This window comes from Bradyrhizobium sp. U531 (assembly GCF_051710265.1).
In the GTDB taxonomy this organism is placed as follows: domain Bacteria; phylum Pseudomonadota; class Alphaproteobacteria; order Rhizobiales; family Xanthobacteraceae; genus Bradyrhizobium.
The window spans coordinates 828,186-855,176 of sequence record NZ_JASVEN010000001.1 but is presented as its reverse complement, the minus strand read 5'-3'; the positions used below and the strand labels follow the sequence as shown (position 1 = coordinate 855,176).

The window sequence follows — 26,991 nt, the reverse complement described above, 5'->3', positions numbered from 1 at the left end:
ACGAAGGCTCGCCGTTACACACGTCCGCCGGGACTGGCACCGTCCGCATTCGATAGATCACGCGGTATGGGTCCCCGCGTTCGCGGGGACGACGATCCAGCCCTAGTTCGCCGCCAGGTACCGCTCGTAGCTTCCCGTCACCGGCTCGCTGGCGTCGACATCAGGATCGAGCGTGTAGAGATCCTGCGCACGGCCGATGCCGCGCAGCGCGTAACGGCCGGTGGAGACGAGATAGCGCCGGCCGGCGGCGTCCAGGCCCTTGTAGAATTCCGCCGATGCCAGAAGCTCGCGGTCGACCGAGCGGCTCATCGAGGCGATGCGGCTGACCTCGTTGACGGTGGGGCCGACCACGGTGAAATCGAGCCGGTCCTCGCTGCCGATATTGCCGTAGAAGACCTCGCCGACATGCAGGCCGATATAGGCCGACGTGGTCGGACGGCCGTCGGCTTCCCGCCGCCTGTTCAGCGCCGCGACGTTCTTGCGGAACAGATGCTCGGCGCGTAGCGCGGCCCGCCGCGCATCCGCCATATCCGCAGCCGTGAACATCGCGAGCACGCCGTCGCCGATCAGCTTGAGCACGTCGCCGCCGGCATCGTGGATCGCGTCGATCACGGCCTGCGCATAGTCGTTGAGGAACGGAATGATCTCGTCAGGGCCGATGCTCTCGCTGATCGCGGTCGAGCCGCGCAAATCCGAATACCACAGCACGGCCTTGATGCGCTCGGTGACGCCGCGTGAGATGCGCCCGCGCAAGACCTGCTCGGAGGCGTCGCGGCCGAGATAGACGCGGCCGAGCGTGCGGGCGATGTCGACCTGCTGCGCCGACTTGATCGCAAGCCCCAGCACCGGCACGAGATCACGCAGCGCTTCGAGCTCACCTTCGCTGAAGCCGCTGTCGCGCCGCGTGGTCCAGCAGGAATAGAGGCAGTCCATCAGGCCGAGCGCGCCGGTCTCGCCGAAGCGATGCACGAAGGCCAGATAGTGCTTGTGGCCCTTCTCGGCGAGCTCGCCGATCTGCGAGAAATCCATCGACGGCGCGTCGGCGAGATCGATCACCATCTCGTCGTGGCCGTGCTCGAGCATGTGGAAAAACACCGAGCGGCGCCAGCTCGCGGCGGCATCGCCCTCGGCGGTCGAGCCGTATTCGAACGCGTCGCTCTCGTTGCTGGGCCGGTCGCTCCAGCGGAAGCCGCGGCCCTCATAGATCGGATGCAGCGTGTCGATCACGACCAGCCCGCGCGACAGCTCCAGCCCTTCGGCGCAGCAGCGCTCGCAGAAGCCGCGGAGCAGTTCGTTTTCGGGAAGGCCCGTGAGCCCCTGGCCGGTCAGCCAGCTCATCAGCGCGAGGCGCGAGGTCAATTGCATGCGCCATTATGACGTGCATTCGTGACGAGCGGAAGGCCGCGCCCGCATGGTGCAACAAAGGCTCCCGCCCGCAGCAGGTCGAATATGCCGCAGGCGCAGTTGACGCGCTCGCGCGGCAAGCGGCAAATGGAACCGATGACACCGCCGACCAGACACGCAGCGATATGAGCCCGCGCCCGCTTCCGATCATCCTGGCGCTCGGCACCACGCAGACCCTGGCCTGGGCGTCCAGCTATTATCTGCCGGCGCTGATTGCCGACCCCATGGCGCACGACCTCGGCGTCTCCTCCAACTGGATCTTCGGCGCGTTCTCGGCCTCGCTGGTGATCTCGGCGATGCTCGGGCCCCGCATCGGGCGGCAGATCGATCTCGTCGGCGGACGGCAGGTGCTGTCGGCCTCGAACCTGACCATCGCCGCCGGCCTCGCGCTGCTTGGCTTCGCGCACTCCATCCCGGTGATGGTGTTCGCCTGGCTCGTGCTCGGCATCGGCATGGCGATGGGGCTCTATGACGCGGCCTTCGCCGCGCTCGGCCGCATCTACGGCACCGAGGCGCGCAAGCCGATCACCGGCATCACGCTGATGGCGGGCTTTGCCTCGACCGTCGGCTGGCCGCTCACCGCCTGGGGCCTGTCGCATATCGGCTGGCGTGAGACCTGCTTTGCCTGGGCGACCGCCAACATCCTGATCGGCCTGCCGCTGAATTTCTTCATGCTGCCGGCGATCAAGGGCGCGAAGCAGGCGGCAGCCGCGGCCGAGAAGCCGCATGTGCCGCTCGACCGCACCATGATCCTGCTCGCCTTCGTCTTTGCCGCCGCGTGGACCGTCACCGGCGCCATGGCCGTGCATTTCCCGCGCATCCTCGAAACGATGGGCGCCACCCACATCGAGGCAATCGCCGCCGGCGCGCTGATCGGTCCGGCGCAAGTCGCCGCGCGCATTCTCGAAGCGAGCTTTCTGAGCCGCTTCCATCCGCTGTGGTCGACGCGGCTGGCCTGCATCACCCAGCCGGTCGGCGCCGCCGTATTTGCCGTCTTCGGCGCTCCCGCCGCGAGCGCATTTGCGCTGCTCTATGGCTCGGGCAACGGCATCCTGACGATCGCGCGCGGCACGCTGCCGCTGTCGATCTTCGGGCCGAAGGATTTCGGCTACCGCCTCGGCATCATCGGCGCTCCCGCCCGCATGGCGCAGGCGGTGGCGCCACTGGCGTTCGGCCTTCTGATCGACCTGATGGGCGCGAAGGTGCTGATCGTCTCCTCCGCGCTCAGCCTCTCGGCGCTGGCGGCGCTGTTCCTGGTCCGCACCGGGCCGCGGCCGGATTGACCGGCCTCACGCTTTCGCGCACAAGCGGGCCATGAACGAAGAGCCCCGCCCGCCCCGCACATTCAAAGGCCTGCTGCGCTGGGCGACCACGCCGCCACAGGCCTGGGGCGTCTATTTGCTCGCCGTCCTCCTGGTCTGGCTGGTGTCGTTCTATGCCGGCTCGCTGAAGCCGAAGAAGACGCCCGACGGCGCACCGCCGCCGGTCACGGCGCCGAAAAGCTAGGCCGGCTTCGCCTCGCTGGTCGCGATCCAGATGCCGGCGAACACCGCCACGAGCCCGATCAGAAGGTTTGGCGTGATCGGCTCCCCGATCAGCAGCGCCGCGAGCAAGGTGGCGGCAATCGGATTGACCGTCATCGTGTTGGCCACCCGCGTCGGCGTTGCCCGCGCCAGCGCCATCACCCAGAGGATGAAGGCGAGCGCACCGCCGCCAATGCCGAGATAGACGCCGGCGATCCACTGCGCCGGCATGAAATGATCGAGCGCGGCGAAGCTGCCGCGCACGAGACCCGCCGGCACCAGCACCGCGGCCCCCGCGCCCATGCCGACCGTGAGAAAGCCGAGTGCGCTGGAGCGTTGCATCAAGGGCCGCGACAGCACGTTGTAGAACGCCATGCAGAACACTGCGCCGGTCATGATCAACTCGCCGCGCCAGGCGCCCGGCGGGCTTTGCGCAAGGCCCGCGGCCAGCGCCGCGGTCACGCCGAGCACGGCGATGCCGACACCGATGATCTTGCGCGCGGTCAGCCGCTCGACGCCGAGGATCGCGCCGACCACCATGGTGTGCAGCGGCAGCGTCGCCAACGCGAGACTGGCGCGCGCCGCCGTCGTGTAGGACACCGCGATATTGTAGAGGATGAAGAACAGACCGAAGAAAGCGATGCCGAGCCCGGCCACGGCCGGCCAGTCGCGCGGTTGCGGCCAGCGTACGCGAAGCAGCAGCGCGCATGGCAGCAGGCAGAGAAAGCCGATGCCCCAGCGCAGGATCGCCAGCAGGATGGGATCGGCGCCGCCGACGAGATAGCGGGTGATCGCCGCAGCGGTGCCGCCGAGGCCGCTCGAGACCAGCGCGATCGCAACCCCGAGCCATTCCCCCACGCGTCGTCTCCCGATCCGGCGCTTTCACGGGCGGCTAGCACAGGTCTGCAGCCACCGCTGTGGCAACAGCAGTGAAGCTCAGTCGTAAAACTCCGGCGCCAGCTTCTGGCTGTCGCGCTGCGCCTTGTCGTGGTTGATCCAGAGCTGCGCCTTGTCCTTGGCGAGCGTGTCCGCGATCTTCTGCATCGAGGCCGAACTCTGGTCCTTGTCGACGTTCATGCTGGGCACGCGGCGATTGTCCCAGTTGTCTTTGAAGTGCACGGCATCGCCCGACAGCACCACAGCACCCGTCTTGGGCAGCTTCACCAGCAGCGACTGGTGCCCGGGCGTGTGGCCCGGCGTCGACAGGATGGTCACGCTGCCGTCGCCGAACACGTCCTTGTCGCCGGTGAGCAGCTCCACGGGGTGCGAGGGCTTGAAGCGTGGCGTGTTGTTGGCGCCCGGCCAGTCATATTCGGCCTTCTGTACGTAGAGCATCGACTGCGGGAACAGCTCGACATTGCCGGTATGGTCCGGATGGGTGTGCGAGACCGCCATGGCCTCGACGTCGTCGGGCTTGACGCCGAGCTGCTCGAGCTGGGCGGCCAGCGTCTTCGGCCGGCGCCAGGTGACGGCCTTGGGATCGGCGGGCACGAGACCATTCGGCATCGCGGCCACGGAATCGGCGATCCCGGTGTCCCACAGGAACCAGCCCTTGGCGTGCTTGATCAGATAGCAGGTGTCGACGAAGTCCATCGTCTTGCCTTCGTTCAGGCCCGGCGTCCAGCGCGAGATGTCGCCGGCGGTGCCCTCCCCGCAATTGAGCACGTAGAGTTTTTCGACACCGCTCTTGTCCGATTGCGCCGACGCCGTGGCACCTGACAGCGCCAGTGCGGCAATGGCGAGAGCGAGCTTGGCCTTGCGCATCATATGTCCTCCCTTGCAGCCGTGCAGGCTGCGACCGAAGATCAACCCCGGCCGCGCGACAGAATTCCGGTCATCTCAATGCGGACAGGTCTCGACCTCCACCGTGACATGGCTGAGGCCCTTCAATCCGGCGAGCCGCCGCTTGTAGACCGCCGGCGGCTTCGGCTTGTCCGACACGACGGAGAGCAGCACGGCACAATGGCCGGGGCCGACCTGCCACAGATGCAGATCGGTGACGCGGTCATCGCCGGCCTCCATGCGCGCGCGGATCACCCGCTCCAGCTTCTCGTCGGCCCGCACGTCGAGCAGCACCGCGCCCGATGATTTGACGAGGCCGAAAGCCCAAGCCCCGATCACGACGCTGCCGATGAGGCCGACCGCGGGATCGGCCCAGACCCATCCCGACGACATCGCGACCACCAGCGCGGCGATCGCCAGCACCGAGGTCGCGGCATCGGTCATGACATGGACATAGGCCGCGCGCAGATTGTTGTCGTGATGATGGTGGTGATGGCCGTGGTGATCGTGGTCGTGGTCATCATCGTCGTGATCATCATGCGCATGGCCGTGACCATGCGCATGTCCATGATGGTGATCATGGCTGTCGCGCAGCAGCCAGGCGCTGGCGAGGTTGACGCACAGACCGAGCGCTGCCACCGCGATCGCCTCGCCATAGACGATCGGCACCGGATTGATCAGCCGCAGCACGCTCTCATAAGCGATCTCGACCGCGATCAGACCGAGGATGATCGCGCTGGCGAAGGCGGCGAGATCGCCGAACTTGCCGGTGCCGAAGGTGAAATGCGCATTCCCCAGATGCCGCCGCGCGAAGCGGTAGGCGAACGCGGCGATGCCGAGCGCGGCCGCGTGCGTGCCCATGTGCCAACCGTCGGCGAGCAGCGCCATCGAGCCGAACAGCGAGCCGGCGACGATCTCGCCGACCATCATGACCAGTGTCAGGACGACGACGAGCCAGGTGCGCCGCTCGTTCTCGTCGTGCTTCTCGCCCAGGAAGGCGTGGTCACGGGTCCATTGCTCGAGGGAATGAGAATGCATCGAATTCTCCAGGAGATTCATGTCCGTTGGGACGCATTATAGACCGGCGGGCCGCCCTTTTCGAAGAACCAATCATTCCCCGGATTGACAGTGCTTCTTAGTTTCGGTGTAATTGGCGCCATGGGGATTTGAGCGATCTCCCCACGAGGCGACATGCCCAAGTATCGCGTCCCGTTTGATTTATGCGAGGACGCATCATGTCAACGTTTACGACCATATCATCTGATAAATTGACCCGGCTGATCGGCACGGCGAACGCGCCCGTTCTGATCGACGTACGCACGGACGAGGATTTTGCCGCCGATCCCAGGTTGATCCCCGGCTCGATCAAGCTCAGCCACGACAATGTCTCCAACTGGGGCGGCGAGCTTTCCGGCCGCTCCGCCATCGTCGCCTGCCTGCGTGGTGCAAAGCTCGCGCAGGGCACGGCGGCCTGGCTGCGGCAACTCGGGGTGCAGGCCGAGACGCTGGAGGGCGGCTTCGAGGGCTGGAAGGACGCAAAGCTGCCGCTGATCGACGCCCGCAAGCTGCCGCCGCGCGACGCCAAGGGGCGCACCGTCTGGGTGACGCGGGCGCGGCCGAAGGTCGACCGCATCGCCTGCCCCTGGCTGATCCGCCGCTTCGTCGATCCCAACGCGGTTTTCCTGTATGTGGCACCGTCCGAGGTGGTCGCGGTCGGCGAGCGCTTCAACGCCGCGCCGTTCGACATCGAGAACGTGTTCTGGAGCCACCGCGGCGAGCTCTGCACCTTCGACGTCATGATCGAGGAGTTCGGCATCGCCACCCCGGCCCTGCTCCGGCTCGCCACGCTGGTGCGCGGCGCCGACACCGCGCGGCCGGACCTCGCGCCGGAGGCACCCGGCCTGCTCGCGGCCTCGCTCGGGCTGTCGCGCATGTATGACGACGACCTCGAACAGCTCGAGGCCGGCATGACGCTCTACGATGCCTTCTACCGCTGGTGCCGCGATGCGACGGCCGAGACTCATAACTGGCCGACCAACAAGGTGAAGGCGTAATGGACACCCGTGGTGTTCAAGCGGGAGCTGATGCCTGTCACGGCATCAGCTTCCAGGAAGCGTTCCGCGTCTGGCTTCGCGTCGCCTGCCTGAGTTTCGGCGGGCCCGCGGGCCAGATCGCGGTGATGCACCGTATCCTGGTCGAGGAGAAGAAGTGGATCTCCGAAGGCCGTTTCCTGCATGCGCTGAACTATTGCATGCTACTGCCGGGACCGGAGGCGCAGCAGCTCGCCACCTATGTTGGCTGGCTGATGCATCGTACTGCCGGCGGGCTGATGGCGGGCGGGCTGTTCATCCTGCCCGGCATCATCGCCATCATGGGCCTCAGCTACATCTACGCGGCTTACGGCAATGTCAGCTTCGTCGAGGCGCTGTTCTTCGGCCTCAAGGCCGCCGTGCTCGCCATCGTCGTCGAGGCCGTGGTGCGCGTCGGCAAGCGCGCGCTGAAGAACCGCATCATGATCGCGCTGGCGGCCGCAGCCTTCGTCGCGATTTTCTTCTTCGCGGTCCCCTTCCCGGTCATCATCATCGCCGCCGGTCTGATCGGTTATGCCGGCGCGCGCAGCGGCCGTCCCGAATTTGCCCCGGCCGGCCACGGCCACGGCGATGGCACCGCCGCGATCGACAGCATGCTCGGCGATGCCGTGCCCGACCACGTCAAACCCAACACCGCGCGCGCGATCCGCGTCGGCGCGATGTGGCTGGCGCTCTGGCTGGTGCCGGTCATGGTGCTGTTGCTCGCGCTTGGGCAAGCCAATGTCTTCAGCCAGATCGCCCTGTTCTTCTCGAAAATGTCGCTGGTCACCTTCGGCGGCGCCTATGCGGTGCTGGCCTATGTCGCCCAGCAGGCGGTCGAGCATTATCACTGGCTGAAGCCGCACGAGATGCTGGATGGCCTCGGCATGGCCGAGACCACGCCCGGCCCGCTGATCATGGTGCTTCAGTTCGTCGGCTTCATGGCGGCCTACCGCGATCCCGGCGGACTGTCGCCTATGCTTGCGGCCACGCTCGGCGGCCTGCTCGCGACCTGGGTCACCTTCACGCCCTGCTTCCTCTGGATCTTCGTCGGCGCACCCTACATCGAACGCCTGCGCGGCAATAAGGGCCTTGCCGGCGCGCTCAGCGCGATCACCGCCGCCGTGGTCGGCGTCATCCTCAACCTCTCGATCTGGTTCGCGCTGCACACGCTATTCCGCGAGACGGTGCCGGTGCATGCGTTTCCGCTGAACTTCGACAGGCCGGTGCCGACGAGCGTCGATCTCCCGGCGCTGGTGCTGGCGATCGCGGCGGCGACCGCGATCTTCCGGTTCAAGCTGGGGATGCTGACGGTGTTGGCGGGAAGCTGCGCGGCAGGCGTGGCGTTCAGGTTGGCGGGGGTGATCTAGGCTTATCGTCGATGGGCGCCACCACCGATTCGTCATCGGGAAGCGATGTTCCAGCCGACAGCGCTTCTTGGCGGATTCCGTCAGTGGCACTCTTCCTGGGCTTGAGCTGTAACTGTTCCCGCCATGCGATAGGCCAACCGACACCCAGGTCTCACCGGCCGGCAACCTGCATTGTTGCAGACCATCTGACCCGTGGCCTGAGGACGCGACGGAGCTGATTCCGTCTGCTTTCGCTCCACATCCTTCATCTTGGAGTCGCTGCGCGTCGCGACGGGCTTCTTCTCCGCAGGCTTCTCGCACTCATTGTCGTCATTGACCCGGTAGCCGGCGCGGCAGGCGATCTTCACGCAGGCGTCGCCGTCGGCCTTGAAGCCGCGGTCGCAGACCAGCGGGCAAACTCGTCCCGCCTTGGCCTTGATCGCGTCGAGCGCGTCGAAGCTCGCGAGCTTGTCGTCGAATTTGGTGCCGGCGTATCTGTTGAACAGCGACAGAGAACGCTTTGACGCGGCATTCCAGTCGCCGTCGGCCGCAGCTGTCAGACAGCCGACGCGGCGGAGCTCCGACTGCACCAGCTTCGTCGTTTCCTGCGGCGTCATCGAAGACGGGGTCGAAGCTGGCGCAACGGCTGCGATCTTCTCCGCGTTGACCGCGGCCTGCTTCGCGGCCAGATCGGCCGCGACCTTCTCGCTTGCGATCTTTTCGGCCAGTGCCTTCTATGCGGCGAGCTTGTCGGCTGCGGCCTTCGCCGCGGCAGCCTCGGCCTCTTTCCTGCGCTGTTCAGCTGCAGCCGCCTTGGCTTCCTCGATTTGCTTGGCCTTCTCGGCAGCAAGACGCCTCTCCTCCGCCGCCTTGGCCGCGGCCGATGCTTTCTCCTGCTCAACTTTGTTGGCACGCTCGGCGGCGAGACGGGCTTTCGTTTCCTCCGCCTGACGCGCCTTGTCGGCTGCTGCGGCGCGGGCCTCTTCGGCAGCGACGTTCTTCAACTGCGCTCGGGCGAGGCCGGCGTAGAACCCGTCGGGAAAGGCCTGCAGGAAGGCTTCCCAGGCATCCCGATTTCCGGCCTGTAGCGCCAGCTCGTAGTCCCGGCGGATCGCATCCTGAGGGTTCGCTTGTGGTCCTGCCGCGACGGGCTTGGCTGGGACCAGCGATACGTCATCGCCACCGAGCGAGCCGTAGACGTAAGGCTCCTGCTTGTAGCCGGTGTTCTTCAAGACATCGTCGCGCACGAAGCCGAACGCCTTGCGCAGATCGAGCCCAGGCGTGGGGAGGCGTTCGACAAGCGCCGCGGCAAAGGGACTGTTCCTGGCATCGCCGTCAGAGGCCGTCGAGCCGGCCTTGGCCGCGAAGGCGATCATGGTATTCGGGCTGGTCGGTTCGACCTTGGCGAGGCCGCGACCTATGGCGCGGGCCGCAACCGTGCGCTTCATTGTCTTGGCGAACGGGTTGTCGCGGCAAGCGTCCAGGATCACGAGGCGCAGCTGCTTGGCGGGCTCAATGGCAAACAGAACCCGGTCGAGCGGAAAGGTTTCGTCGAGCACGTCGGTGTCGGTCTCGAGCGTCGCGTCGGTTGGGATCAGGTAATTGTTGCCGTCCAGCTCGATGCCGTGGCCCGCATAGTAGACGACCGCAACATCGGCCTCGCGCGCCTTAACGCCGAACTCGCGCAGCGCCTTCCGCATGTCGACGACGCTGAGATCGAGCTTGATGTCGACGATGTCGAAGCCGGCCTTCTTGAACATGCCGCCGACGATGGCAGCATCGTTCGAAGGATTGGCAAGGCGAGGCACGCTCTTGTAGGCGGAATTGCCGATGACCAGCGCGGCCCGGCGCTCCGCAGAGGCGGAACCGAGCGATAGCCAGAGAAACGAGAGTAAAAGAAAGCAGCAGCGAAAAACGCCCATCGTCGCCCCAAACAATAAATATCCAGCGTAGGCGCAGAGTGCCGAAAGGCAAGCCTTCAACTATGTGATTTTTGTCACTTAGATGAGTTATCGAACCCGCGAGGCATGGAACTGCTGCTGGAACCGTTAACGGCCAAAGGTGACATGTGCGTCCGCGACCTCGACGCGCGAAAAAATGTCCTTTCTGAAAAGCCATTGCCCGTCGGGCAAAACAGCCGGCCAATTCCGCCTCCTCGCCCGTCAAGCCCCCTCGCGCAAAATATTCCACTTTACCGAATTTCGGAATTATCGCACAAACGAAACACCCCGGTCCGAGACAAGGGGCGGATCGCGATCGTCACGAACCGCGGGCTGGGTAGCGATGGACGCGACGGCGTCGGCGCGAGGGGTGTTGCAGGGCGGGAGACCGTGAGCAATCGCCTTTTCGTGCATACGACACGGCGCTGACAGCGTCTTCGCATGGCTTCGGGGGCGAGCACACGCCACCCCTCGGAGTCCCAGCGAGGACGTGCGCGGACGGAGAAGTCGTGTGGTCCCGGCGCCCGCGGTTCTGGCGTCAAGTCATGCGGTGATGCGGCGGCCGACCGGTCCGCGCATCGATCATCCGCAAGGCGACGGGGGCAATAGTGCAACGCTCCCCGAGGAGAGCACGAAGGACACCGTTAAAACCATTCGCGCAGGGAAGGCCGGGCGACCGGCACACCTGTGGTCCACCCCGTGTGCGTTCTTGACGCCCACGGACCTGCGGGTGCCGCCGGCGCCCGGCCTTCCCTGCGCCCTTGTCTTTATCGAGGGCGGCACATGAAGCAAAACTCGGGCGAGACGCGCCGCGAGAAGGCGAATTCGTGTTCGCTATTTGAAATGCGAATTGGAGAGCGATGCCCTCGCCCTTTGCTCCGTCATTGCGAGCGCAGCGAAGCAATCCAGAGTCTTTCCGCGGAGGGATTCTGGATTGCTTCGCTGCGCTCGCAATGACGCGGAGGGAGCGGCGAGCGCCTGCTATCATCGCCCCCTGCGCATCGACCGCGCCCTAGCGCATCATCCTCCGCGCGATCGCCTCGCCGATCACCACCGTCGTGAAATGCGTGTTGGCGCGGCAGTCGGACGGCATGATCGAGGCGTCGGCGACGCGCAAGGCCGAGATGCCCTTCACGGTGCCATCGGGATTCACCACGCCATCGGCGTCATCGACGCCGGTCATGCGGCAGCTGCCGGCGGCGTGCTGGATGTCGCCGGTCTCGCGGCGCAGCACCGCGTCGAGCTCGTGATCCGGCAAGGCAGCTGCCTGCGGCAGCGTCAAATCGGTGTCGGCAAGCCGGATCCAGTCGGCGATGCCGGACAGCGCCGGCTGCGACGTGATCACCGCGAGACGCTTCACCGCGTCGATCATCCGCAGCATGTCGCGGGGATCGGCCAGCATGTTCTCCTCAACGACAGGGTCGATCGCAGGATCGGTCGAGGCCAGCTTGATGGTGCCGCGGGAGTACGCGTTGAACAGGCCGGCGCCGATCGCACCGGGCATGCCGATGCCGCGATGATTGAACGCGATCAGGATCATGTCACGCTTGCCGCCATCGGCGAGCCCCGAGGAATAGGTCACGCAGCAATTGGTGTGGCGGGTGTCCGGATCGGTGGGGCGCAGATTTTCGTGGAGCTGGACCGTGGTGCGAAACAGCGGGTGATCGAAGTAATGCTTGCCGACCGGCAGGTCGCGCGCGACGCTTACTCCCATCGCCTTCAATTCCTCGGCCGGGCCGACGCCCGAGCGCAGCAGGATCGCAGGGCTGTGGATCGCGCCGGCACAGAGCACGATCTGCCTCGCGCTGATCTCGTGAGTGCCCTGCCCTTCGATATGAATGCGGACACCGGTGGCACGGCCGTCGCTGATCAAGACGCGATCGACCAGCGCGTCGCCGCGAATTTCCAGATTGGCGCGGCCGCGCGCCGGCTCGAGATAGGCCTCGTTGGTGCTGATGCGGCGCAAGTCGCGGCTGTTGATGGGATAGCAGGCAACGCCCTCGCCGTCGGCGCCGTTGAGATCGGCGCACCAGGGATAGCCGCATTCCAGCGCCGCATCGCGCAAGCCCCGATCGATCGGGCCCCACTTGTCCGGAGGGGCGCGATAGACCGGCAACGGCCCGCCGCTTCCGTGGCCCCCGGCGTCACCGAACTCGAGATCGTCCTCGATCACCGAGAACAGCGGCATCACGTCCCTCGCCGACCAGCCGGTGCAGCCATTGGCCGCCCATTCGTCGAAGGCATCGGCAACGCCGCGGATCGCGATCTGGCCGTTCATCATCGAGGAGCCGCCGAGCCCCTTGCCGCGCCAGTAGAAGCGCGGCTCCTGCCCGGCCACCCGGCGCGACAGCAGATCCGGCCACTGCCATTTCTCTTGGTACTCACGCTTGTGGATGATCGGGATCGGGTTCGGCGTCCGCACCTCCCAGGGCGCTTCATCGGCGCGCCAGTCGCGGCCCGCCTCCAGCAACAGCACGCGCCGCGCGGGATCCTCGGACAGCCTTGCGGCCACAGCGGCGCCGGCGGAGCCGCCGCCGACAACAATGACATCGTACATCGCGCTATTTCTCGACATTCCAGACCACCGGCGTCGTGGACGGTATCAGACGACGCCGAGCCGTGGAATGCGAATTGGAGAGGGGCGCTGCCGCAGCTCCTCGCTATAACGAGTGGAAGAGCTGCGCATCGCACCACTGCTGTCATCGCCCGGCTCGACCGGGCGATCCAGTACTCCGAGGTCGCGGTGATTGAAGCGACAGGCCGCGGCGTACTGGATGCCCCGGTCAAGCCGGGGCATGACACCACCGCTGTGGCAGCAGCGCGTCCTGCCGCCCTACCCGATCACCTTGCCGAACTTGTTCGACTTCGGGAAACCCTTCGGCGGCAGGCGACCGGCGTCGGCACGGGTGCCGTGCCACTCGCTGAGCTCCTTCATGGTCGCGGAGAATTCGCGGCCCGCGGAGTCCTTCCAGGTCAGGCCGGCCTTGGCCTCGAACACGGCGATGTCGGAGAGGCCACCGTCCTTGTATTTCTGCAGCCGCACGCCGCGGCCGCGCGCCATTTCCGGCACCTGGTCGAGCGGGAAGACCAGCATCTTGCGGTTCTCGCCGATGACCGCGACGGTGTCGCCGAGCACTTCGGTGACCGTGCGCGCCTCGTTCGGCATGTCGACGTTGAGGACCTGCTTGCCCTTCTTGGTGGTGCCGACGCAATCGTCCTCGTTGACGACGAAGCCTTGGCCCTCGTGGCTGGCGACCAGGAATTTGCGGCCGCCCTTGTTGACGAACAGCGCAACGGGCGCGGCCTCCTGCTCGAGGTCGATGAACAGGCGGATCGGCTCGCCATGTCCGCGGCCGCCCGGCAGCTTCGCGACATCGAGCGTGTAGAACTTGCCGTTGGTGGCGAACAGCAGCAGCTTGGAGGTCGTCTCCGCGAAGAACGCGAAGCCGAGCTTGTCGTCCTGCTTGAAGGCGAGCCCCGAGAGGTCCTCGACATGGCCCTTCATGGTGCGGATCCAGCCCTTGTCGGAGACCACGACCGTCACCGGCTCGCGCTCGACGAGGGCTTCCTCCATCGCGGCGAGATCGTGCTCGGGCGCGTCGGCGAAGGTGGTGCGGCGCTTGCCGAGCGGCGTCTTGGGCCCGAACATGTCGCGGACCTTGCCGACCTGCTCGCCGACCTTCTTCCACTGCTCGGATTCGGAGGCGAGCACCGCGTTGATGCCCTTGAGCTCGGCGCGGAGGTTCTTGTCCTCGGTGCGGATCTCCATCTCCTCGAGCTTGCGCAGGGAGCGCAGGCGCATGTTGAGGATGGCTTCGGCCTGCACCTCGGTGAGCTTGAACTCCTTCATCAAAGCCGGCTTCGGCTCATCCTCGGTGCGGATGATCTTGATCACCTTATCGATGTTCAGATAGGCGATCAGGAAGCCGCCGAGCACTTCGAGCCGGTGCTCGATCTGCGCCTTGCGGTAGTTGCTCCGGCGGACCAGCACGTCGCGCAGATGGTCGAGCCATTCGCGCAGGCACTCCGCGAGCCCCACCACCTTGGGGACGCGGCCCTTGATCAGCACGTTGAGGTTCAGCGGAATCTTGTTTTCGAGCTCGGTGAGCCGGAACAGCGATTCCATCATCAGCGCGGGATCGACGTTCTTCGACTTCGGCTCGATCACGATGCGGACGTCTTCGGCCGACTCGTCCCTGATGTCGCCGACCAGCGGCAGCTTCTTCTGGTCGAGCAGCTCGGCGACCTTCTCGATCAGCCGCGACTTCTGCACCAGGAAGGGAATCTCGGTGACGACGACGGCCCAGGTGCCGCGGTTGCCCTCTTCCTGCTCCCACCTGGCACGGACGCGGAAGGAGCCGCGGCCGGTCGTGTAGGCTTCAGCGATGGCCTGCTTGGAATCGACGCAGATGCCGCCGGTCGGAAAATCGGGGCCCTTGACCCATTTCATCAGGGCCTTCGACTTCGCGTCGGGCTTCTCGATCAGATGCAGCGCGGCCTCGCAAAGCTCGGCGGCGTTGTGCGGCGGGATCGAGGTGGCCATGCCGACCGCGATGCCCTGCGCGCCGTTGGCGAGCAGGTTCGGGAAGCCGCCGGGAAGAACCACCGGCTCCTTCGACTGGCCGTCGTAATTGGCGCGGAATTCGACGCCGTCCTCGTCGATGCCTTCGAGCAGAAGCCGCGCGACATCGGTCATGCGCGCTTCGGTGTAGCGGTAGGCGGCCGGGTTATCGCCGTCGATATTGCCGAAATTGCCCTGGCCGTCGACCAGCGGATAGCGCGAGGAGAAGTCCTGCGCGAGACGCACCATGGCGTCGTAAATGGCCTGGTCGCCGTGCGGATGGAACGAGCCCATCACGTCGCCGACGATCTTGGCGGACTTCTTGAAAGCCGTGCCGGGGTCGAGCCGCAGCAGGCGCATGCCATAGAGGATGCGGCGGTGAACGGGCTTCAGGCCGTCGCGCGCGTCCGGCAGCGCGCGGTGCATGATGGTGGAGAGCGCATAGGCGAGATACCGCTCTTCCAGCGCTTCCTGCAGCCGGACCTCATGAATTTCGGCCGGTTCTTCCGGCGGAACGATTCGTTTTCCCATTCCGCCCGGTTAAACCGTGGAAGGGAATCGGGCAAGGATGGATTGGTTCCCGCTGGGCCGCTACTGGCCCGCCCAACCCGCCGTCACGGTCGGGGTCTTGGCCTGCGCGGGCACCGGTGCATTGGCCAGGCAACGCCGGGCGGCTTCGATTTCAGCCTCCGTCGCCCCCTTCGATCGGGCCCATGTCTCTGCGGCTGCAGCGGAATATTTGGCCACATAGTACCGCACGACGGTACAGGAGGCGCGCCGGAATACGCCCGGCTGCGGCTCTCCGGCCATGGCATCAGGCGCAAATGCGAGCAGCGCCGCGGACAAGGCAAATCCCCTGATCAACATTTAGGCTGTCCCCGCTATGGAACCTTGGGAGCGAACGCGACCAGCCCGATTTCGTTCCGGGGGAACCCATGTGCAGGGGCAAGGCAGAATCCCGCCTCGCTCATGGCGTGGGCATCATGGCGCGGGAATCGCGGCCTTCGCTTGCTGCTTCGTCAGGGCGTTGATGAAGCCGGCGCGCGCGTCGGAATGAGCCTGCCCGCGCGGCTCCAGCACGTGGCGCAGCAGGAACAGGCCGGTGAGCCGAAAGCCGTCCTGGAGATCCTGCTCGGTGAGATCGTTGGTGGCTTCGCCATGACGCAGGAACGGCGGCAGCCGCAACAGCCGGTCGCGCCACGGCTCGCCGGCGCCGCGCGACACTGCGCCGCCGGATTTCGGCGAGACGTAGATCAGGTCGGTGGTCTCGCCCGTGACCGCGCAATTCTCCAGCGCCAGCCCGAAGCCGAGTTCGGTGAGCATCGCCAGCTCGAAATGAATGACGTGCACCGCCGCGCCGCCGATATCGTCGAAATCGTCGAGCGAATGCGCGAGCAGCGAGAATATCTCCTCATGCGGATCGCGCTCCGGCAGCAGCCGGGCGATGGAGGCGAGATGGGTGATGCCGTAGACGCCGTGCGAGGATCCCAGCAGCGTCGCCGCGCGCAGCTTCAGGCCTTCGATCGCATAGGTGCCGAGATGCTCGTCGAGCCGCGCCCGCCATACCGCGCTGACGCTGTTCCCCGGCTGCAGCAGCGGCCGCAGCCGCGAGCTGGCGCCGCCGCGCACGAGGCCGAGATGCCGGCCATGCGCCCGCGTCAGCAGCTCGACGATGGCGCTGGATTCGCCATGCCGCCGCACTCCCAGCACGATGCCTTCGTCGGTCCATTCCATGGGGTGAAGTGTAGCGGATTCCGACGGTCAATCGTAGGGCGGATTAGCCGAAGGCGTAATCCGCCGATCGCCCGTGCACATCAAATGGCGGATTACGCTTCGCTAATCCGCCCTACGGCACCGCGCAAAACCTCACGCGTTGAACCAGCCTTGCGCGTCGCCGCTGAAGGAGAAATACAGCCCCATCGTGGTCAGCGCGCAGGAGACGATCTCGATGGCGCTGTCGAGCTCCATGCCCTTCTCGCCGATGATCTGGCCGAGCGAGATCACCGACAGCACGAGCGCCGCCGCCAGCACCCAGCGCGGCCAGCTCTTGCGATGACGTGCGGCAAGCCAGACGAAATAGACCAGCAGCAGGATCATGCCGCCGGCGAGCAAGGCGCCCGACATGATCACCTGCTCGGTCATCTCGGCATTGGGCGTGCGGTCCTGGACCGCAACGGACACGGCGTCCAGCATCAACGATGCATAGAGCAGCGCTTCGAAGCGCCGGACGTTGCTGGGCACGTTCATCGGAAGCCGATCTTGTCTTGGTTATTCCTTGGGGAAGTCCAGGCCCATCTCGCGATAGCGATCGGGATCGTCGCCCCAGTTCTCGCGCACCTTGACGAACAGGAACAGATGCACCGGCACATCCAGAATCTGCATCAGCTCCTTGCGCGAATCCGCGCCGATCGACTTGATGGTGGCGCCGCCCTTGCCGAGCACGATCTTGCGCTGGCTTTCGCGCTCGACGAAGATCGTCTGCTCGATGCGCACCGACTTGTCCTTGCGCTCCTCCCACTTGTCCGTCTCGACCGTGGATTGGTAGGGCAATTCCTGGTGCAGCTTCTGATAGATCTTTTCGCGCGTGATCTCGGCCGCCAGCTGTCGCATCGGCGCGTCCGACATCTGGTCCTCGGGATAGAGATACGGGCCCGGCGGCACCATCTCGGCGAGCGTCTTGCGGATGTCGTCGACGCCGTCGCCCGAGATCGCGGCGATCATGAAGGTCCGCGCGAACTTCATCCGCTCGTTGGCGGCCTGCGCCAGCGCCAGCAGCTTCTCGCGCTGGACGAGGTCGACCTTGTTGATGACGAGGATCTTGTCGTGGTTGACGCTGGCGGCCTTGGTCAGGATCGCCTCGGCCTCCTCGTCGATGCCGGTCTTGGCGTCGAGCAAGACGCAGACGAGATCGGCGTCATGCGCCCCGCTCCACGCGGTCGAGACCATGGCGCGGTCGAGCCGCCGCTTCGGCAGGAAGATGCCGGGCGTGTCGACCAGGATGATCTGCGAATTGTTCTCGATCACGATGCCGCGGATCAGCGCGCGCGTGGTCTGCACCTTGCGCGAGACGATCGTGACCTTGGCCCCGACCAGCGCATTGACCAGCGTCGACTTGCCGACATTGGGCGCGCCGATCAGCGCAACGAAACCGCAGCGCGTCGCAGTCGGCGTCTCGCCGCTCGTTTCAGCCGTCATTGCCGCCGCCAACGCCTTCACGCTCGATCATCACCGAAGCTGCTACTTTCTCCGCCGCGCGCTTGCTGCCGCCGATGCCCTCGGCCGGCGCGAGCCCCGGCAGGTCCACCGCGACGCGGAATTGTGGATCATGATGCGGACCGGTGCGCTCGACCTCGCGATAAACCGGCGTCGGCAGCCCCTTCCCTTGCGCCCATTCCTGCAGCACCGTCTTGGGATCGCGCAAGGGACGACGCGGCTTGTGCATGCGCTCGGTCCAGTTGCGCTTGACGAACTCGGATGCCGCCGCGTAGCCGCCGTCGAGGAAGACGGCGCCGATCACGGCCTCGCAGATGTCGCCGAGAATGGATTTGCGCAAGCGGGCATCGGCGCTGGAGCCGACCGAGCCGAGCTTGATGTCGTCGAGCAGTCCGAGCGACTTGGCGACGTCGGCGCAGCTTTCCTTGCGCACGAGCTCGGCAAGACGCTTGGAGAGCTCGCCCTCATCGGCGTTCGGGAAGGCGTGATAGAGCATGTCGGAGACGACGAGCCCGAGCACGTGGTCGCCGAGGAATTCAAGGCGCTGGTAGCTGTCGCCGCGCTTGCGCCCGGACTTCAGCGCCGAGACATGCGTGATCGCCTGCATCAGCATGTTCGGGTCAGCGAAGCTGTGGCCGATGCGCGCCTCGAGCGCCGCATTCGCGTCCGTCGCCTTGGCCTTGCGGACCCGCTTTTTCTTTGCAGCCGTCTTCGGTGCAGCTTCGCTCTCGGGAGCGGCTTGCGCCTCGATCGGTTGAATTGCGATGTCCTTGGCTTCGTCTTTCATCGGACGATTTTGAAGAAGCGATTCCAGCGCACAGCCCACGGCCAGCGCCAGAACATCCAGGCATGCTCGCCTTCGGCGATGGAGAAGAAGATCATCTGGGCGCGGCCGATCAGGTTCTCCTGCGGCACGTAGCCGACCTGGCCGAGGAAGCGGCTGTCGGTCGAGTTGTCGCGGTTGTCGCCCATCATGAAGAAATGGCCAGCCGGCACCGTGTAGACGTTGGTGTTGTCGACGTAGCCGTTGTCGGCGCAATCGAGCGTCTCGTAGGACACGCCGTTCGGCAGCGTTTCCTTCCAGCGCTTCACCCGGGAGATGCCGCCGCCTTCCGAGCCGCACGGCTCCTCGCCGACATATTCGCTCATCCGCTGCCGCTCGACCGGCGTGTCGTTGATGTAGAGCAGCCCGTCCCGCATCTGGATGCGGTCGCCGGGAAGGCCGATCACGCGCTTGATGTAGTCGGTGGAATCATCCTTCGGCAGGCGAAACACCACGATGTCGCCGCGTTGCGGGTCCGAGCCCCAGATCCGCCCGGAGAACAGCGGCGGTGAGAACGGAATCGAATAGTGGCTATAGCCGTAGGAATATTTCGAGACGAAGAGATAGTCGCCGACCAGCAGCGTCGCCTTCATCGAGCCGGATGGGATGTTGAAGGGCTGGAACAGGAAGGTGCGGATCACCAGCGCGATCAGGAGAGCGTGGATCACGACCCGGATCGTTTCGCCGACGCCGCTCTCAGTTTTCGTTCCCGAAGTCACGCTCATTGCTCTCTCAATTCCGGCCGGCGATCACAGAGCGCCCTCCTCCCGCGAACGGCCCCGGTTCGCGACGCAAGGAGATTGTCCTGATTCTGATAGTGAGGGCCAATTCCGGCGTAAAGCCGAATTTACCCAAGCTGATTTGCGGTCTGCGGACTTTTAGACGGTTGTCGGAGGCCACGCAATCAAGGATCGCATCAAAACTGCGTAAGATATTGATTTTTAACGCGAATTATAACGAGCCCCCGGATTGGATCAGGGCTGGGCCTTGGGGACGGCTGAAATGATGACGAAGGCCTGGGCCAGCGGCCAGTCGTCGGTGATCGACAGGTCGATCCGGGGCTCGAACCCCTCAGGCGTCAGGGCTTGAAGCCGGGCCAGGGCCCCGCCGGTCAGTTGCATGGTCGGCCGCCCGCCCGGCAAATTGACCACGCCCATGTCGCGCCACCACACCCCCCGCCTGATGCCGGTGCCGAGCGCCTTGGAGCAGGCCTCCTTGGCGGCGAAGCGCTTGGCGTAGGTCGCGACCACCATCTTCTCGTTCTTGGCGCGGCGCTCCGCCTTGGCCCGCTCGGCCGCGGTGAAGATGCGGTCGAGGAAGCGCTCGCCGTGGCGTTCGATCACCTTGGCGACGCGGGTGATGTCGATCAGGTCCGAGCCGATGCCGATGATCATGCCCGGCTCCGGCCGCGGTCCATCGCCGCGCGCATGCTGCGCACGGTCTCGGCCAGACCGACGAACAGCGCTTCGCCGATCATGTAGTAGCCGATGTTCAGCTCCATGATCTCAGGCAGCGCTGCGATCGTCTCCGCAGTCACATAGTCCAGCCCGTGGCCGGCGTGGACCTCGAGCCCGGCGGTCCTGGCCAGCTTCACCCCCGCCACGATCCGCTGCCATTCGGCCTCGGCCTTCTCGGTGTGGCCGTCGGTGACGGCATCGCACCAGGCGCCGGTGTGGATCTCGATCACGGGCGCGCGCAGCCGCGCCGCCATCTCGATCTGGGCGGGATCGGCCGCGATGAACAGCGAGACGCGGATGCCGGCATCGTTCAGCCGCGCGATATAGGGCGCGAGCGCGTTGTGCTGGCCGACCACATCCAGCCCGCCTTCCGTGGTCACTTCCTGGCGGCGTTCGGGCACCAGGCAGACGGCGTGCGGCCTGGTGGCCAGCGAGATCCGCATCATGTCGTCGGTCGCCGCCATTTCGAAATTGAGCGGCTTGGAAATTTCGGCCTTCAGCCGCGCCATGTCCTCGTCGCGGATGTGCCGGCGATCCTCGCGCAAATGGGCGGTGATGCCGTCGGCGCCGGCCTCGATCGCCAGCAGCGCGGCGCGCACCGGATCGGGATGGCGGCCGCCGCGCGCGTTACGCACGGTTGCGACGTGGTCGATGTTGACGCCGAGGCGGAGCGGAGCAGCAGGCATTCTCAGGACTCGCGAAGGTGACATTTCTCGACTTGTCATGCGGAGGGCTCGACCCGCGCATCCATCCTCTTCGAAGAGATGGGTTGCCGGGTCAAGCCCGGCAACGACGGAGTTCATCCATTAACACGCTCGACTTTGGCGACGACGGCCTTGGCGCGCAGCTGGGCCAGGATCGCGCTCAGATGCTTCAGATCGTAGACCTCGAGATCGATCGTCGTCTCGGTGAAGTCGGGCGAGCGGCGCTGCATGCTGATATTGTCGATGTTGCCGTCGTGCTCGGCGATCACGGTCGCGATCTGCGCCAGCGCACCGGGCTCGTTGACGTTCTCGACCTTGATGCGCGCCGGGAAACGCTGCGGCGCGGAGTCCTCGATGTCCCAGCGAACGTCGAGCCAGCGCTCCGGCTCTTCCTCGAAATCCTTCAGCGCTGGCGCCTGGATCGGGTAGATCGTGATGCCCTCGCCCGGCGTGACGATGCCGACGATGCGGTCTCCCGGCACCGCGCCGCCGTTCGGCGCGAACTTGATCGGCAGGTCGGAATTGATGCCGCGGATCGGGATGGCGACCGGGCTGCGCGGCGGCTCCGAGGATTTCTCCTTGAGCTTGGCGGCGAGCCCCTTCTTCACGCCATAGCGCGCGATACGCTCTTCCTTGTAGTCGGGATACATCGCGCGCGCGACGTGGGAGGCCTTGATCTCGCCGCGCCCGACAGCCGCCATCACGTCCTCGATCGAGGTGCGCGCGAGCCGCGGAAGCGCGCCCTTGAGCTTGTCGTCGGCATATTCGATCTTGGCGCGTTCGAACAGGCGCTCGACGATGCGGCGGCCGAGACCGGCATATTGATCGCGCACCGCGGTCCGCGTGGCGCGGCGGATGGCGGCACGCGCCTTGCCCGTGACCGCCAGCGTCTCCCAGGCCGAAGGCGGCGCCGATTGCGCTTCGGAGGTCAGCACCTCGACCTCGTCGCCGTTCTGCAGCTCGGAAGACAACGGCGCGAACTGGCCGTTGATCTTGCACCCCACGGCGCTGTTGCCGACGTCGGTATGCACGGCATAGGCGAAGTCGATCACGTTGGCATGGCGCGGCAGCGCGATCAGCTTGCCCTTCGGGGTGAAGCAGAACACCTGGTCGTGGAACAGCTCGAGCTTGGTGTGCTCGAGGAATTCCTCGGGGTTGGCGCTCTCGGAGAGGATGCCGATAGTGTGACGCAGCCAAGCGAACGCGTTGGATTCGCGCTTGAGGAATTCGGTCGGCGAGCCCACGCCTTCCTTGTAGAAGACGTGCGCGGCGATGCCGCGTTCGGCGATCTGGTCCATTGCCTCGGTGCGGATCTGCAGCTCGACGCGCTGGTTGCCGGGGCCGATGACCGTGGTGTGGATCGAACGATAATCGTTCTGCTTCGGCGTCGAGATGTAATCCTTGAACCGCCCCGGCACGACCGGCCAGGTAGTGTGGACGATGCCGAGCGCGCGATAGCAGGCCTCGATGTCGTTGACGACGAGACGGAAGCCGAAGATGTCGGACAATTGCTCGAAGCCGACCGACTTGCGCTCCATCTTCGTCCAGATCGAGAACGGCTTCTTGCGGCGGCCGTAGACCCGCGCGCCCAGGCCGCGGTGGCGCAGATTGTTGGAGAGCTGGTCCTCGATCTCGCCGATCAGATTGCGATTGCGTTCGGCGAGCGCGTCGAGACGCTGCATCACCACCGAATAGGCTTCGGGATCGAGGGTGCGGAAGGACAGATCCTCCAGCTCCTCGCGCATTTCCTGCATGCCCATGCGCCCGGCGAGCGGCGCATAGATGTCGAGCGTCTCCTCGGCGATTCGCCGGCGCGAATCCGTCGGCACAAAGTCCAGCGTGCGCATGTTGTGCAGGCGGTCGGCGAGCTTGACCAGGAGCACACGGACATCGTCGGCAATGGCCAGCAACAATTTGCGCAGATTCTCGGCCTGCTTGGCCTCCCGCGACACCAGCTCGAGCCGCTTCAGCTTGGTCAGGCCCTCGACCAGCGCGCCGATCTCCGGCCCGAAGATCTGGTCGATCTCGGCCCGCGTCGCTTCGGTATCCTCGATCGTGTCGTGCAGCAGCGCGGCCACGATGGTGGCGTCGTCGAGCTTCAGGTCGGTGAGAATCGCCGCCACTTCGAGCGGGTGCGAGAAATACGGATCGCCCGAGGCGCGGGTCTGCGAGCCATGCGCCTTCATGGCGTAGACATAGGCGCGGTTCAGCAGGTCTTCGTTGGTGTTGGGATTGTAGGACCGGACGCGCTCGACGAGGTCATATTGACGCATCATCCGCGCGCGGGGCTTGGCCGGGCGCGCGACCGGCGCAGTCGGGGCCACGGCAACCGATTCGGTTGCGGCCTGCATCTGCGTGGATCTGCGGCGCCGATATACCATGCCGTCCTGCCTTCAAACGAGCCTGGAGCAGCTCGTTGCATACATCTTAGCGCCGATCGCGCTGGTGTCCGATCAATTCGGTGACAGGACTCCTCGCCAATCGACCACTCAGGTAACCACGAAAAGGTCAACAAAAGCAAAGGCCCGAACGAGGGTTCGGGCCTTTGACAAAATCACGAGAATTCGACGGTCGCGACGGACGATTTACTCGTCTTCCTCGGGCTGCTCCTCGGGCGGGGCAAGGCCTTCGAGACCCTTCAGCAGCTCCTCCTCGGTCATCCGCTCGACGGCGACCTCGGTGTCGTCGGCATCGACGCTCGCGCCGGCGGAACCGATCAGCGGCACCGTATCCGGCTCGGGCTCGTCGACCTCGACGAACTTCTGCAGCGAGTGCACCAGCTCCTCGCGGAGGTCCTCCGGCGAGATGGTGGTGTCGGCAATTTCGCGCAAAGACACAACAGGGTTCTTGTCGTTATCGCGGTCAACCGTTAGTTGTGAACCGGACGAAATCATGCGGGCGCGGTGGGCGGCCAGCAGGACCAAGTCAAACCGGTTGTCGACCTTGTCGATACAATCTTCTACGGTGACGCGAGCCATGGACTGTCGCTCCGTTGTGGGTGAGACGAAATATGTGGATGATTGGGGCTAGTTATAGGGACCGGGGCGTTTTCGCAAGGCCAAATTGTGATTTGGCCTCGCCAAACGGCTCTGCTACCCCCACATTGGGGCTGGGATGGGTGGTTTCCCGGGCTGCCATCGAGGGCGGCACCGGATCTTTGCAAGTCCGTCATAACTATACCTTGATTGCCCCGACTTCTTCGGATTTGCAGTTTCGAGGGGTCTTACGGGCACTTTAGAAATGCGCGGCCTGCTGTCGCCGCGCCAACAATAAAACGATCAATCACGAACTCTACGCGAGCAAACTGAATGTCACCTTCTCCGACCAACAAGATCGCGCTCTTCATCGATGGGGCCAATCTCTATGCGACGGCCAAGACTCTCGGCTTCGACATCGATTACAAGCGCCTGCTGAAGGAATTTCAGAGCCGCGGGACGCTGCTCCGGGCGTTCTACTACACCGCGATCATCGAGGATCAGGAATACTCCTCGATCCGCCCGCTGATCGACTGGCTGGACTACAACGGCTACACCGTCGTCACCAAGGCGACCAAGGAGTTCATCGACGCCTCCGGCCGCCGCAAGGTCAAGGGCAACATGGACATCGAGCTCGCCGTGGACGCGATGGAGCTCGCCGAGCACGTCGACCAGATGGTGCTGTTCTCCGGTGACGGCGACTTCCGCTCCCTGGTCGAGGCCGTGCAGCGCCGCGGCGTCCGGGTTACGGTGATCTCCACCATCGCCAGCCAGCCGCCGATGATCGCCGACGAGCTGCGCCGCCAGGCCGACGTCTTCACCGACCTCGTCGAGCTGCAGTCCAAGCTCGGCCGCGATCCGTCCGAACGTCCCGCTCCGCGTGACCGCGGCGAGCGTGGCGAGGGACGCCACCACGCCCCGCAATTCCTCCAGCGCGCAACCACCATGGCGCCGAGGGGCGATGACGACTTCGAGGAGTGAGGCGGCACGCTCCAGCCGCCAGCCTCCCACCGTCGTTCCTGACCGCGATTGTCCGCTCTGTCCGCGCCTGGTCGCCTTTCGCGAGGCGAACCGCGCGCGCGAGCCGTCGTGGCACAATGCGCCGGTCGCGCCTTTCGGTGACACCAAGGCACGCCTACTGATCGTCGGCCTCGCGCCGGGAATGCAGGGCGCCAACCGCACAGGGCGGCCGTTTACCGGCGACTATGCCGGCGACCTGCTCTACGCCACGCTGCTCGAATACGGATTTGCCAAGGGCACCTATCAGGCGCGTCCCGATGACGGGCTGAAGCTGGTGGACTGCCGGATTGCCAATGCCGTGCATTGCGTTCCCCCGCAGAACAAGCCGCTGCCGGTCGAGATCAACACCTGCCGGCAGTTTCTGATCGCCAATCTCGAGAGCATGCCGAAGCTGCGCGCGATCATCGCGCTCGGCCGGATTGCGCACGACAGCGTGCTCAAGCCGTTGAAGCTGAAGGCCTCGCAGGCGCCGTTCGGCCATGGCGCCGTGCATCAGGCCGGCGCGTTCAAGCTCTACGACAGCTATCACTGCTCGCGCTACAACACGAACACCGGCGTGCTGACGCCGGACATGTTCCGCTCGGTGTTCGCGAAGGTGAAGGCGGATCTGGATTAGCCGCGAACCGGATTGGCCTTGAGCCAGTCCAGCACGTCGCCGGCGTTCCGGTCGGGCGGAAACACGGGATAGAACACGTGCGTGATCCTGCCGTCGTCGATGACGAGCGCGAGGCGCTTGATCAGCGTCAGGCCCGCAACCTCCATGGTCGGCAGCTTCAGCGCATGCGTCAGCGCCAGCTTCTCGTCCGACAGCACGGGGAACGGCAGATGCAGCCGTGAGGCCATCTCGGTCTGGTAGTCGTTGCTCTGGGTCGATAGACCGAACACCTGGGCGGCGCCGGCGGCCTTCAGCTCGGCGAACAGATCCCGAAACGCACAGGTCTGCGGGGTGCAGCCGCGCGCGCCCGGGATCATGTCCCAATCATCCACCAGCGCGATCTTGCCGGGCTCGCCCGTACGCGGATAGGCGAACACCACGGTCCGGCCGCGCAGGGCCGAAAGGATCACCGAGGTGTCGTTGGTCGCGAGCAGGCTGACCGGCGGCAACATCATTCCGGCGAGATGCGCGGCCCCACCGTCATCGGCGGGCGCGGGAATCCGGGTCCAATCGACCTCGAGCAGGTTTCGCTGGGTCATCTCGTCAGCCCCTCGCCCGCATCAGGCGGCCCTTCTCCCGGCTCCAGTCGCGCTTCTTCTCGGTCTCGCGCTTGTCGTGGAGCTTCTTGCCTTTTGCAACCGCGAGCTGCAATTTTGCGCGACCACGCTCGTTGAAATAGAGCTTGAGCGGGATCAGCGTCATGCCCTCGCGGTCGACGGCACCCATCAGCTTGTTGATCTGCCGGCGATGCAGCAGCAGTTTGCGCGGCCGCTTGGGCTCGTGGTTGAAGCGGTTGCCCTGCAGATATTCGGGAATGGTAGCGTTGATCAGCCAGATCTCGCCGTCCTTGGAATCGGCGTAGGATTCCGCAATCGTGCTCTTGCCGTTGCGGATCGACTTCACCTCGGTGCCCGTCAGCGCAATGCCCGCCTCGATCGTATCCTCGATCGCATAGTTGAAGCGGGCCTTGCGATTTTCCGCCATGACCTTGATAGGACGTTCGTTTTTATCGGCCATGGGAGAGAAATCCGGTCGAGATACGCGCGTAAGCTAACAGTTCGGATGAAGCGCGCGCGTCACTTCTTGAGGAGGTCGCGGATCTCGGTCAGCAGCACGACCTCGGCCGACGGCTTGGCCGGCGCGGCCGGTGCCGCCTCCTCCTTGCGCTTCAGCGTGTTCATGGCGCGGATCACCAGGAACAGCACGAAAGCGACGATGATGAAGTTGATCGTCAGCGTCAGGAAGCTACCGTAAGCAAGTACGGCGCCTTGCTTTTTCGCATCCGCTAAGTTGGTGGCTGTGACCGTCTTTGACAAGGCGACGAAGTAGTTCGAGAAGTCGAGGCCACCGGTCGCGGCGCCGATGATCGGCATGATGACGTCGCCGACCAGCGAAGTGACGATGGCGCCGAAGGCCGCGCCGATGATGACGCCGACCGCGAGATCGACGACGTTGCCCTTCATGGCGAACTCACGGAACTCCGTGAGCATCTTCCTGCCCTTGTCGTCGACGCTCA

General features: G+C 65.4%; 26 protein-coding genes and 1 pseudogene. 7 read left to right on the top strand and 20 right to left on the bottom strand.

Translation table 11 applies throughout. The features are described 5' to 3' along the window. Positions 1 to 102 precede the first annotated feature (102 nt). Positions 103 to 1,365 carry an adenylate/guanylate cyclase domain-containing protein gene (locus QRQ56_RS04320; RefSeq protein ID WP_438737813.1) on the bottom strand — a complete coding sequence of 421 codons (1,263 nt, stop codon included), beginning with the start codon at positions 1,363 to 1,365 and terminating at the stop codon, positions 103 to 105. A 164-nt stretch (positions 1,366 to 1,529) separates the two neighbouring features. Between QRQ56_RS04320 and QRQ56_RS04315 the strand changes: the two genes are divergently transcribed. Together QRQ56_RS04315 and QRQ56_RS04310 are read left to right on the top strand one after the other, a co-directional pair. After that, complete coding sequence (locus QRQ56_RS04315) at positions 1,530 to 2,687, top strand: MFS transporter (RefSeq protein ID WP_438740064.1); 1,158 nt, start codon at positions 1,530 to 1,532, stop codon at positions 2,685 to 2,687. 31 nt (positions 2,688 to 2,718) lie between these two features. Then, positions 2,719 to 2,910 carry a hypothetical protein gene (locus tag QRQ56_RS04310; RefSeq protein ID WP_438737811.1) on the top strand — a complete coding sequence of 64 codons (192 nt, stop codon included), beginning with the start codon at positions 2,719 to 2,721 and terminating at the stop codon, positions 2,908 to 2,910. Here QRQ56_RS04310 and QRQ56_RS04305 read toward each other — a convergent pair. From QRQ56_RS04305 to dmeF, 3 genes are all read right to left on the bottom strand, one after another. After that, positions 2,907 to 3,785, bottom strand: a complete 879-nt coding sequence (locus QRQ56_RS04305; protein WP_438737809.1) for a DMT family transporter — start codon at positions 3,783 to 3,785, stop codon at positions 2,907 to 2,909. The genes QRQ56_RS04310 and QRQ56_RS04305 overlap by 4 nt on opposite strands. A gap of 78 nt (positions 3,786 to 3,863) precedes the next feature. Further along, positions 3,864 to 4,694, bottom strand: coding sequence for an N-acyl homoserine lactonase family protein (locus tag QRQ56_RS04300; RefSeq protein WP_438737807.1), 831 nt, complete (start codon positions 4,692 to 4,694; stop codon positions 3,864 to 3,866). Between the two features lie 72 nt (positions 4,695 to 4,766). After that, the gene (dmeF, locus tag QRQ56_RS04295) at positions 4,767 to 5,747 is read right to left on the bottom strand and encodes a CDF family Co(II)/Ni(II) efflux transporter DmeF (protein WP_438737806.1); all 981 of its coding nucleotides are present in this window, start codon (positions 5,745 to 5,747) and stop codon (positions 4,767 to 4,769) included. Positions 5,748 to 5,944: 197 nt separating this feature from the next. On the opposite strand from dmeF, the gene QRQ56_RS04290 reads away from it, so the two are divergent. Then, positions 5,945 to 6,763 (top strand): chromate resistance protein ChrB domain-containing protein, encoded by an 819-nt coding sequence (locus QRQ56_RS04290; protein WP_438737804.1) that lies wholly within the window; start codon positions 5,945 to 5,947, stop codon positions 6,761 to 6,763. Then, on the top strand, positions 6,763 to 8,148 hold the full coding sequence (gene chrA / locus QRQ56_RS04285) for a chromate efflux transporter (protein ID WP_438737802.1): 1,386 nt from the start codon (positions 6,763 to 6,765) through the stop codon (positions 8,146 to 8,148). The genes QRQ56_RS04290 and chrA overlap by 1 nt, the downstream gene beginning before the upstream one ends. An 80-nt stretch (positions 8,149 to 8,228) precedes the next feature. On the opposite strand, the pseudogene QRQ56_RS04280 reads toward chrA, so the two are convergent. Beyond that, a pseudogene (locus tag QRQ56_RS04280) lies at positions 8,229 to 10,049 on the bottom strand (caspase family protein). A 105-nt stretch (positions 10,050 to 10,154) separates the two neighbouring features. Here QRQ56_RS04280 and QRQ56_RS04275 point away from each other — a divergent pair. Beyond that, on the top strand, positions 10,155 to 10,496 hold the full coding sequence (locus QRQ56_RS04275) for a hypothetical protein (protein WP_438737801.1): 342 nt from the start codon (positions 10,155 to 10,157) through the stop codon (positions 10,494 to 10,496). A gap of 583 nt (positions 10,497 to 11,079) precedes the next feature. Here QRQ56_RS04275 and QRQ56_RS04270 read toward each other — a convergent pair. From QRQ56_RS04270 to rpoZ, 12 genes are all read right to left on the bottom strand, one after another. Next, positions 11,080 to 12,624: a GMC family oxidoreductase gene (locus QRQ56_RS04270; RefSeq protein WP_438740062.1), complete on the bottom strand. Its 1,545-nt coding sequence runs from the start codon at positions 12,622 to 12,624 to the stop codon at positions 11,080 to 11,082. A 276-nt stretch (positions 12,625 to 12,900) separates the two neighbouring features. Then, positions 12,901 to 15,159, bottom strand: a complete 2,259-nt coding sequence (parC, locus tag QRQ56_RS04265) for a DNA topoisomerase IV subunit A (RefSeq protein ID WP_438737799.1) — start codon at positions 15,157 to 15,159, stop codon at positions 12,901 to 12,903. A gap of 60 nt (positions 15,160 to 15,219) precedes the next feature. Further along, complete coding sequence (locus QRQ56_RS04260) at positions 15,220 to 15,495, bottom strand: hypothetical protein (RefSeq protein ID WP_438737797.1); 276 nt, start codon at positions 15,493 to 15,495, stop codon at positions 15,220 to 15,222. Between the two features lie 114 nt (positions 15,496 to 15,609). Further along, entirely contained in the window at positions 15,610 to 16,362 is a 753-nt protein-coding gene (gene recO, locus QRQ56_RS04255; RefSeq protein ID WP_438737796.1) for a DNA repair protein RecO, read from the bottom strand. A gap of 132 nt (positions 16,363 to 16,494) precedes the next feature. Further along, on the bottom strand, positions 16,495 to 16,875 hold the full coding sequence (locus tag QRQ56_RS04250; RefSeq protein ID WP_438737794.1) for a hypothetical protein: 381 nt from the start codon (positions 16,873 to 16,875) through the stop codon (positions 16,495 to 16,497). A 21-nt stretch (positions 16,876 to 16,896) separates the two neighbouring features. Then, the gene (gene era, locus QRQ56_RS04245) at positions 16,897 to 17,823 is read right to left on the bottom strand and encodes a GTPase Era (RefSeq protein ID WP_438737792.1); all 927 of its coding nucleotides are present in this window, start codon (positions 17,821 to 17,823) and stop codon (positions 16,897 to 16,899) included. Next, positions 17,813 to 18,628 (bottom strand): ribonuclease III, encoded by an 816-nt coding sequence (gene rnc / locus QRQ56_RS04240; RefSeq protein WP_438737790.1) that lies wholly within the window; start codon positions 18,626 to 18,628, stop codon positions 17,813 to 17,815. The genes era and rnc overlap by 11 nt, the downstream gene beginning before the upstream one ends. Continuing rightward, complete coding sequence (lepB, locus tag QRQ56_RS04235) at positions 18,625 to 19,389, bottom strand: signal peptidase I (RefSeq protein ID WP_438737788.1); 765 nt, start codon at positions 19,387 to 19,389, stop codon at positions 18,625 to 18,627. The genes rnc and lepB overlap by 4 nt, the downstream gene beginning before the upstream one ends. A 249-nt stretch (positions 19,390 to 19,638) precedes the next feature. Continuing rightward, entirely contained in the window at positions 19,639 to 20,058 is a 420-nt protein-coding gene (gene acpS, locus QRQ56_RS04230) for a holo-ACP synthase (RefSeq protein ID WP_438737786.1), read from the bottom strand. Continuing rightward, a complete protein-coding gene (locus QRQ56_RS04225; protein WP_438737784.1) occupies positions 20,055 to 20,807 on the bottom strand; it encodes a pyridoxine 5'-phosphate synthase in 753 nt (250 codons plus the stop codon). The genes acpS and QRQ56_RS04225 overlap by 4 nt, the downstream gene beginning before the upstream one ends. A gap of 113 nt (positions 20,808 to 20,920) precedes the next feature. Next, complete coding sequence (locus QRQ56_RS04220; protein WP_438737782.1) at positions 20,921 to 23,206, bottom strand: RelA/SpoT family protein; 2,286 nt, start codon at positions 23,204 to 23,206, stop codon at positions 20,921 to 20,923. 204 nt (positions 23,207 to 23,410) lie between these two features. Next, on the bottom strand, positions 23,411 to 23,803 hold the full coding sequence (gene rpoZ, locus QRQ56_RS04215; protein ID WP_008133017.1) for a DNA-directed RNA polymerase subunit omega: 393 nt from the start codon (positions 23,801 to 23,803) through the stop codon (positions 23,411 to 23,413). A gap of 330 nt (positions 23,804 to 24,133) precedes the next feature. On the opposite strand from rpoZ, the gene QRQ56_RS04210 reads away from it, so the two are divergent. Together QRQ56_RS04210 and QRQ56_RS04205 are read left to right on the top strand one after the other, a co-directional pair. Next, positions 24,134 to 24,781, top strand: a complete 648-nt coding sequence (locus QRQ56_RS04210; protein WP_438737779.1) for a LabA-like NYN domain-containing protein — start codon at positions 24,134 to 24,136, stop codon at positions 24,779 to 24,781. Beyond that, positions 24,762 to 25,436: a uracil-DNA glycosylase gene (locus tag QRQ56_RS04205; RefSeq protein WP_438737777.1), complete on the top strand. Its 675-nt coding sequence runs from the start codon at positions 24,762 to 24,764 to the stop codon at positions 25,434 to 25,436. The genes QRQ56_RS04210 and QRQ56_RS04205 overlap by 20 nt, the downstream gene beginning before the upstream one ends. On the opposite strand, the gene QRQ56_RS04200 is transcribed toward QRQ56_RS04205, so the two are convergent. The 3 genes from QRQ56_RS04200 to mscL are packed head-to-tail and all read right to left on the bottom strand — an operon-like array spanning position 25,433 to position 26,965. After that, positions 25,433 to 26,014, bottom strand: coding sequence for a peroxiredoxin (locus QRQ56_RS04200; RefSeq protein WP_438737776.1), 582 nt, complete (start codon positions 26,012 to 26,014; stop codon positions 25,433 to 25,435). The genes QRQ56_RS04205 and QRQ56_RS04200 overlap by 4 nt on opposite strands. Positions 26,015 to 26,018: 4 nt before the next feature. Continuing rightward, positions 26,019 to 26,492 (bottom strand): SsrA-binding protein SmpB, encoded by a 474-nt coding sequence (smpB, locus tag QRQ56_RS04195; RefSeq protein ID WP_027530006.1) that lies wholly within the window; start codon positions 26,490 to 26,492, stop codon positions 26,019 to 26,021. Between the two features lie 59 nt (positions 26,493 to 26,551). Beyond that, on the bottom strand, positions 26,552 to 26,965 hold the full coding sequence (gene mscL, locus QRQ56_RS04190; RefSeq protein ID WP_438740060.1) for a large conductance mechanosensitive channel protein MscL: 414 nt from the start codon (positions 26,963 to 26,965) through the stop codon (positions 26,552 to 26,554). Positions 26,966 to 26,991 lie beyond the last annotated feature (26 nt).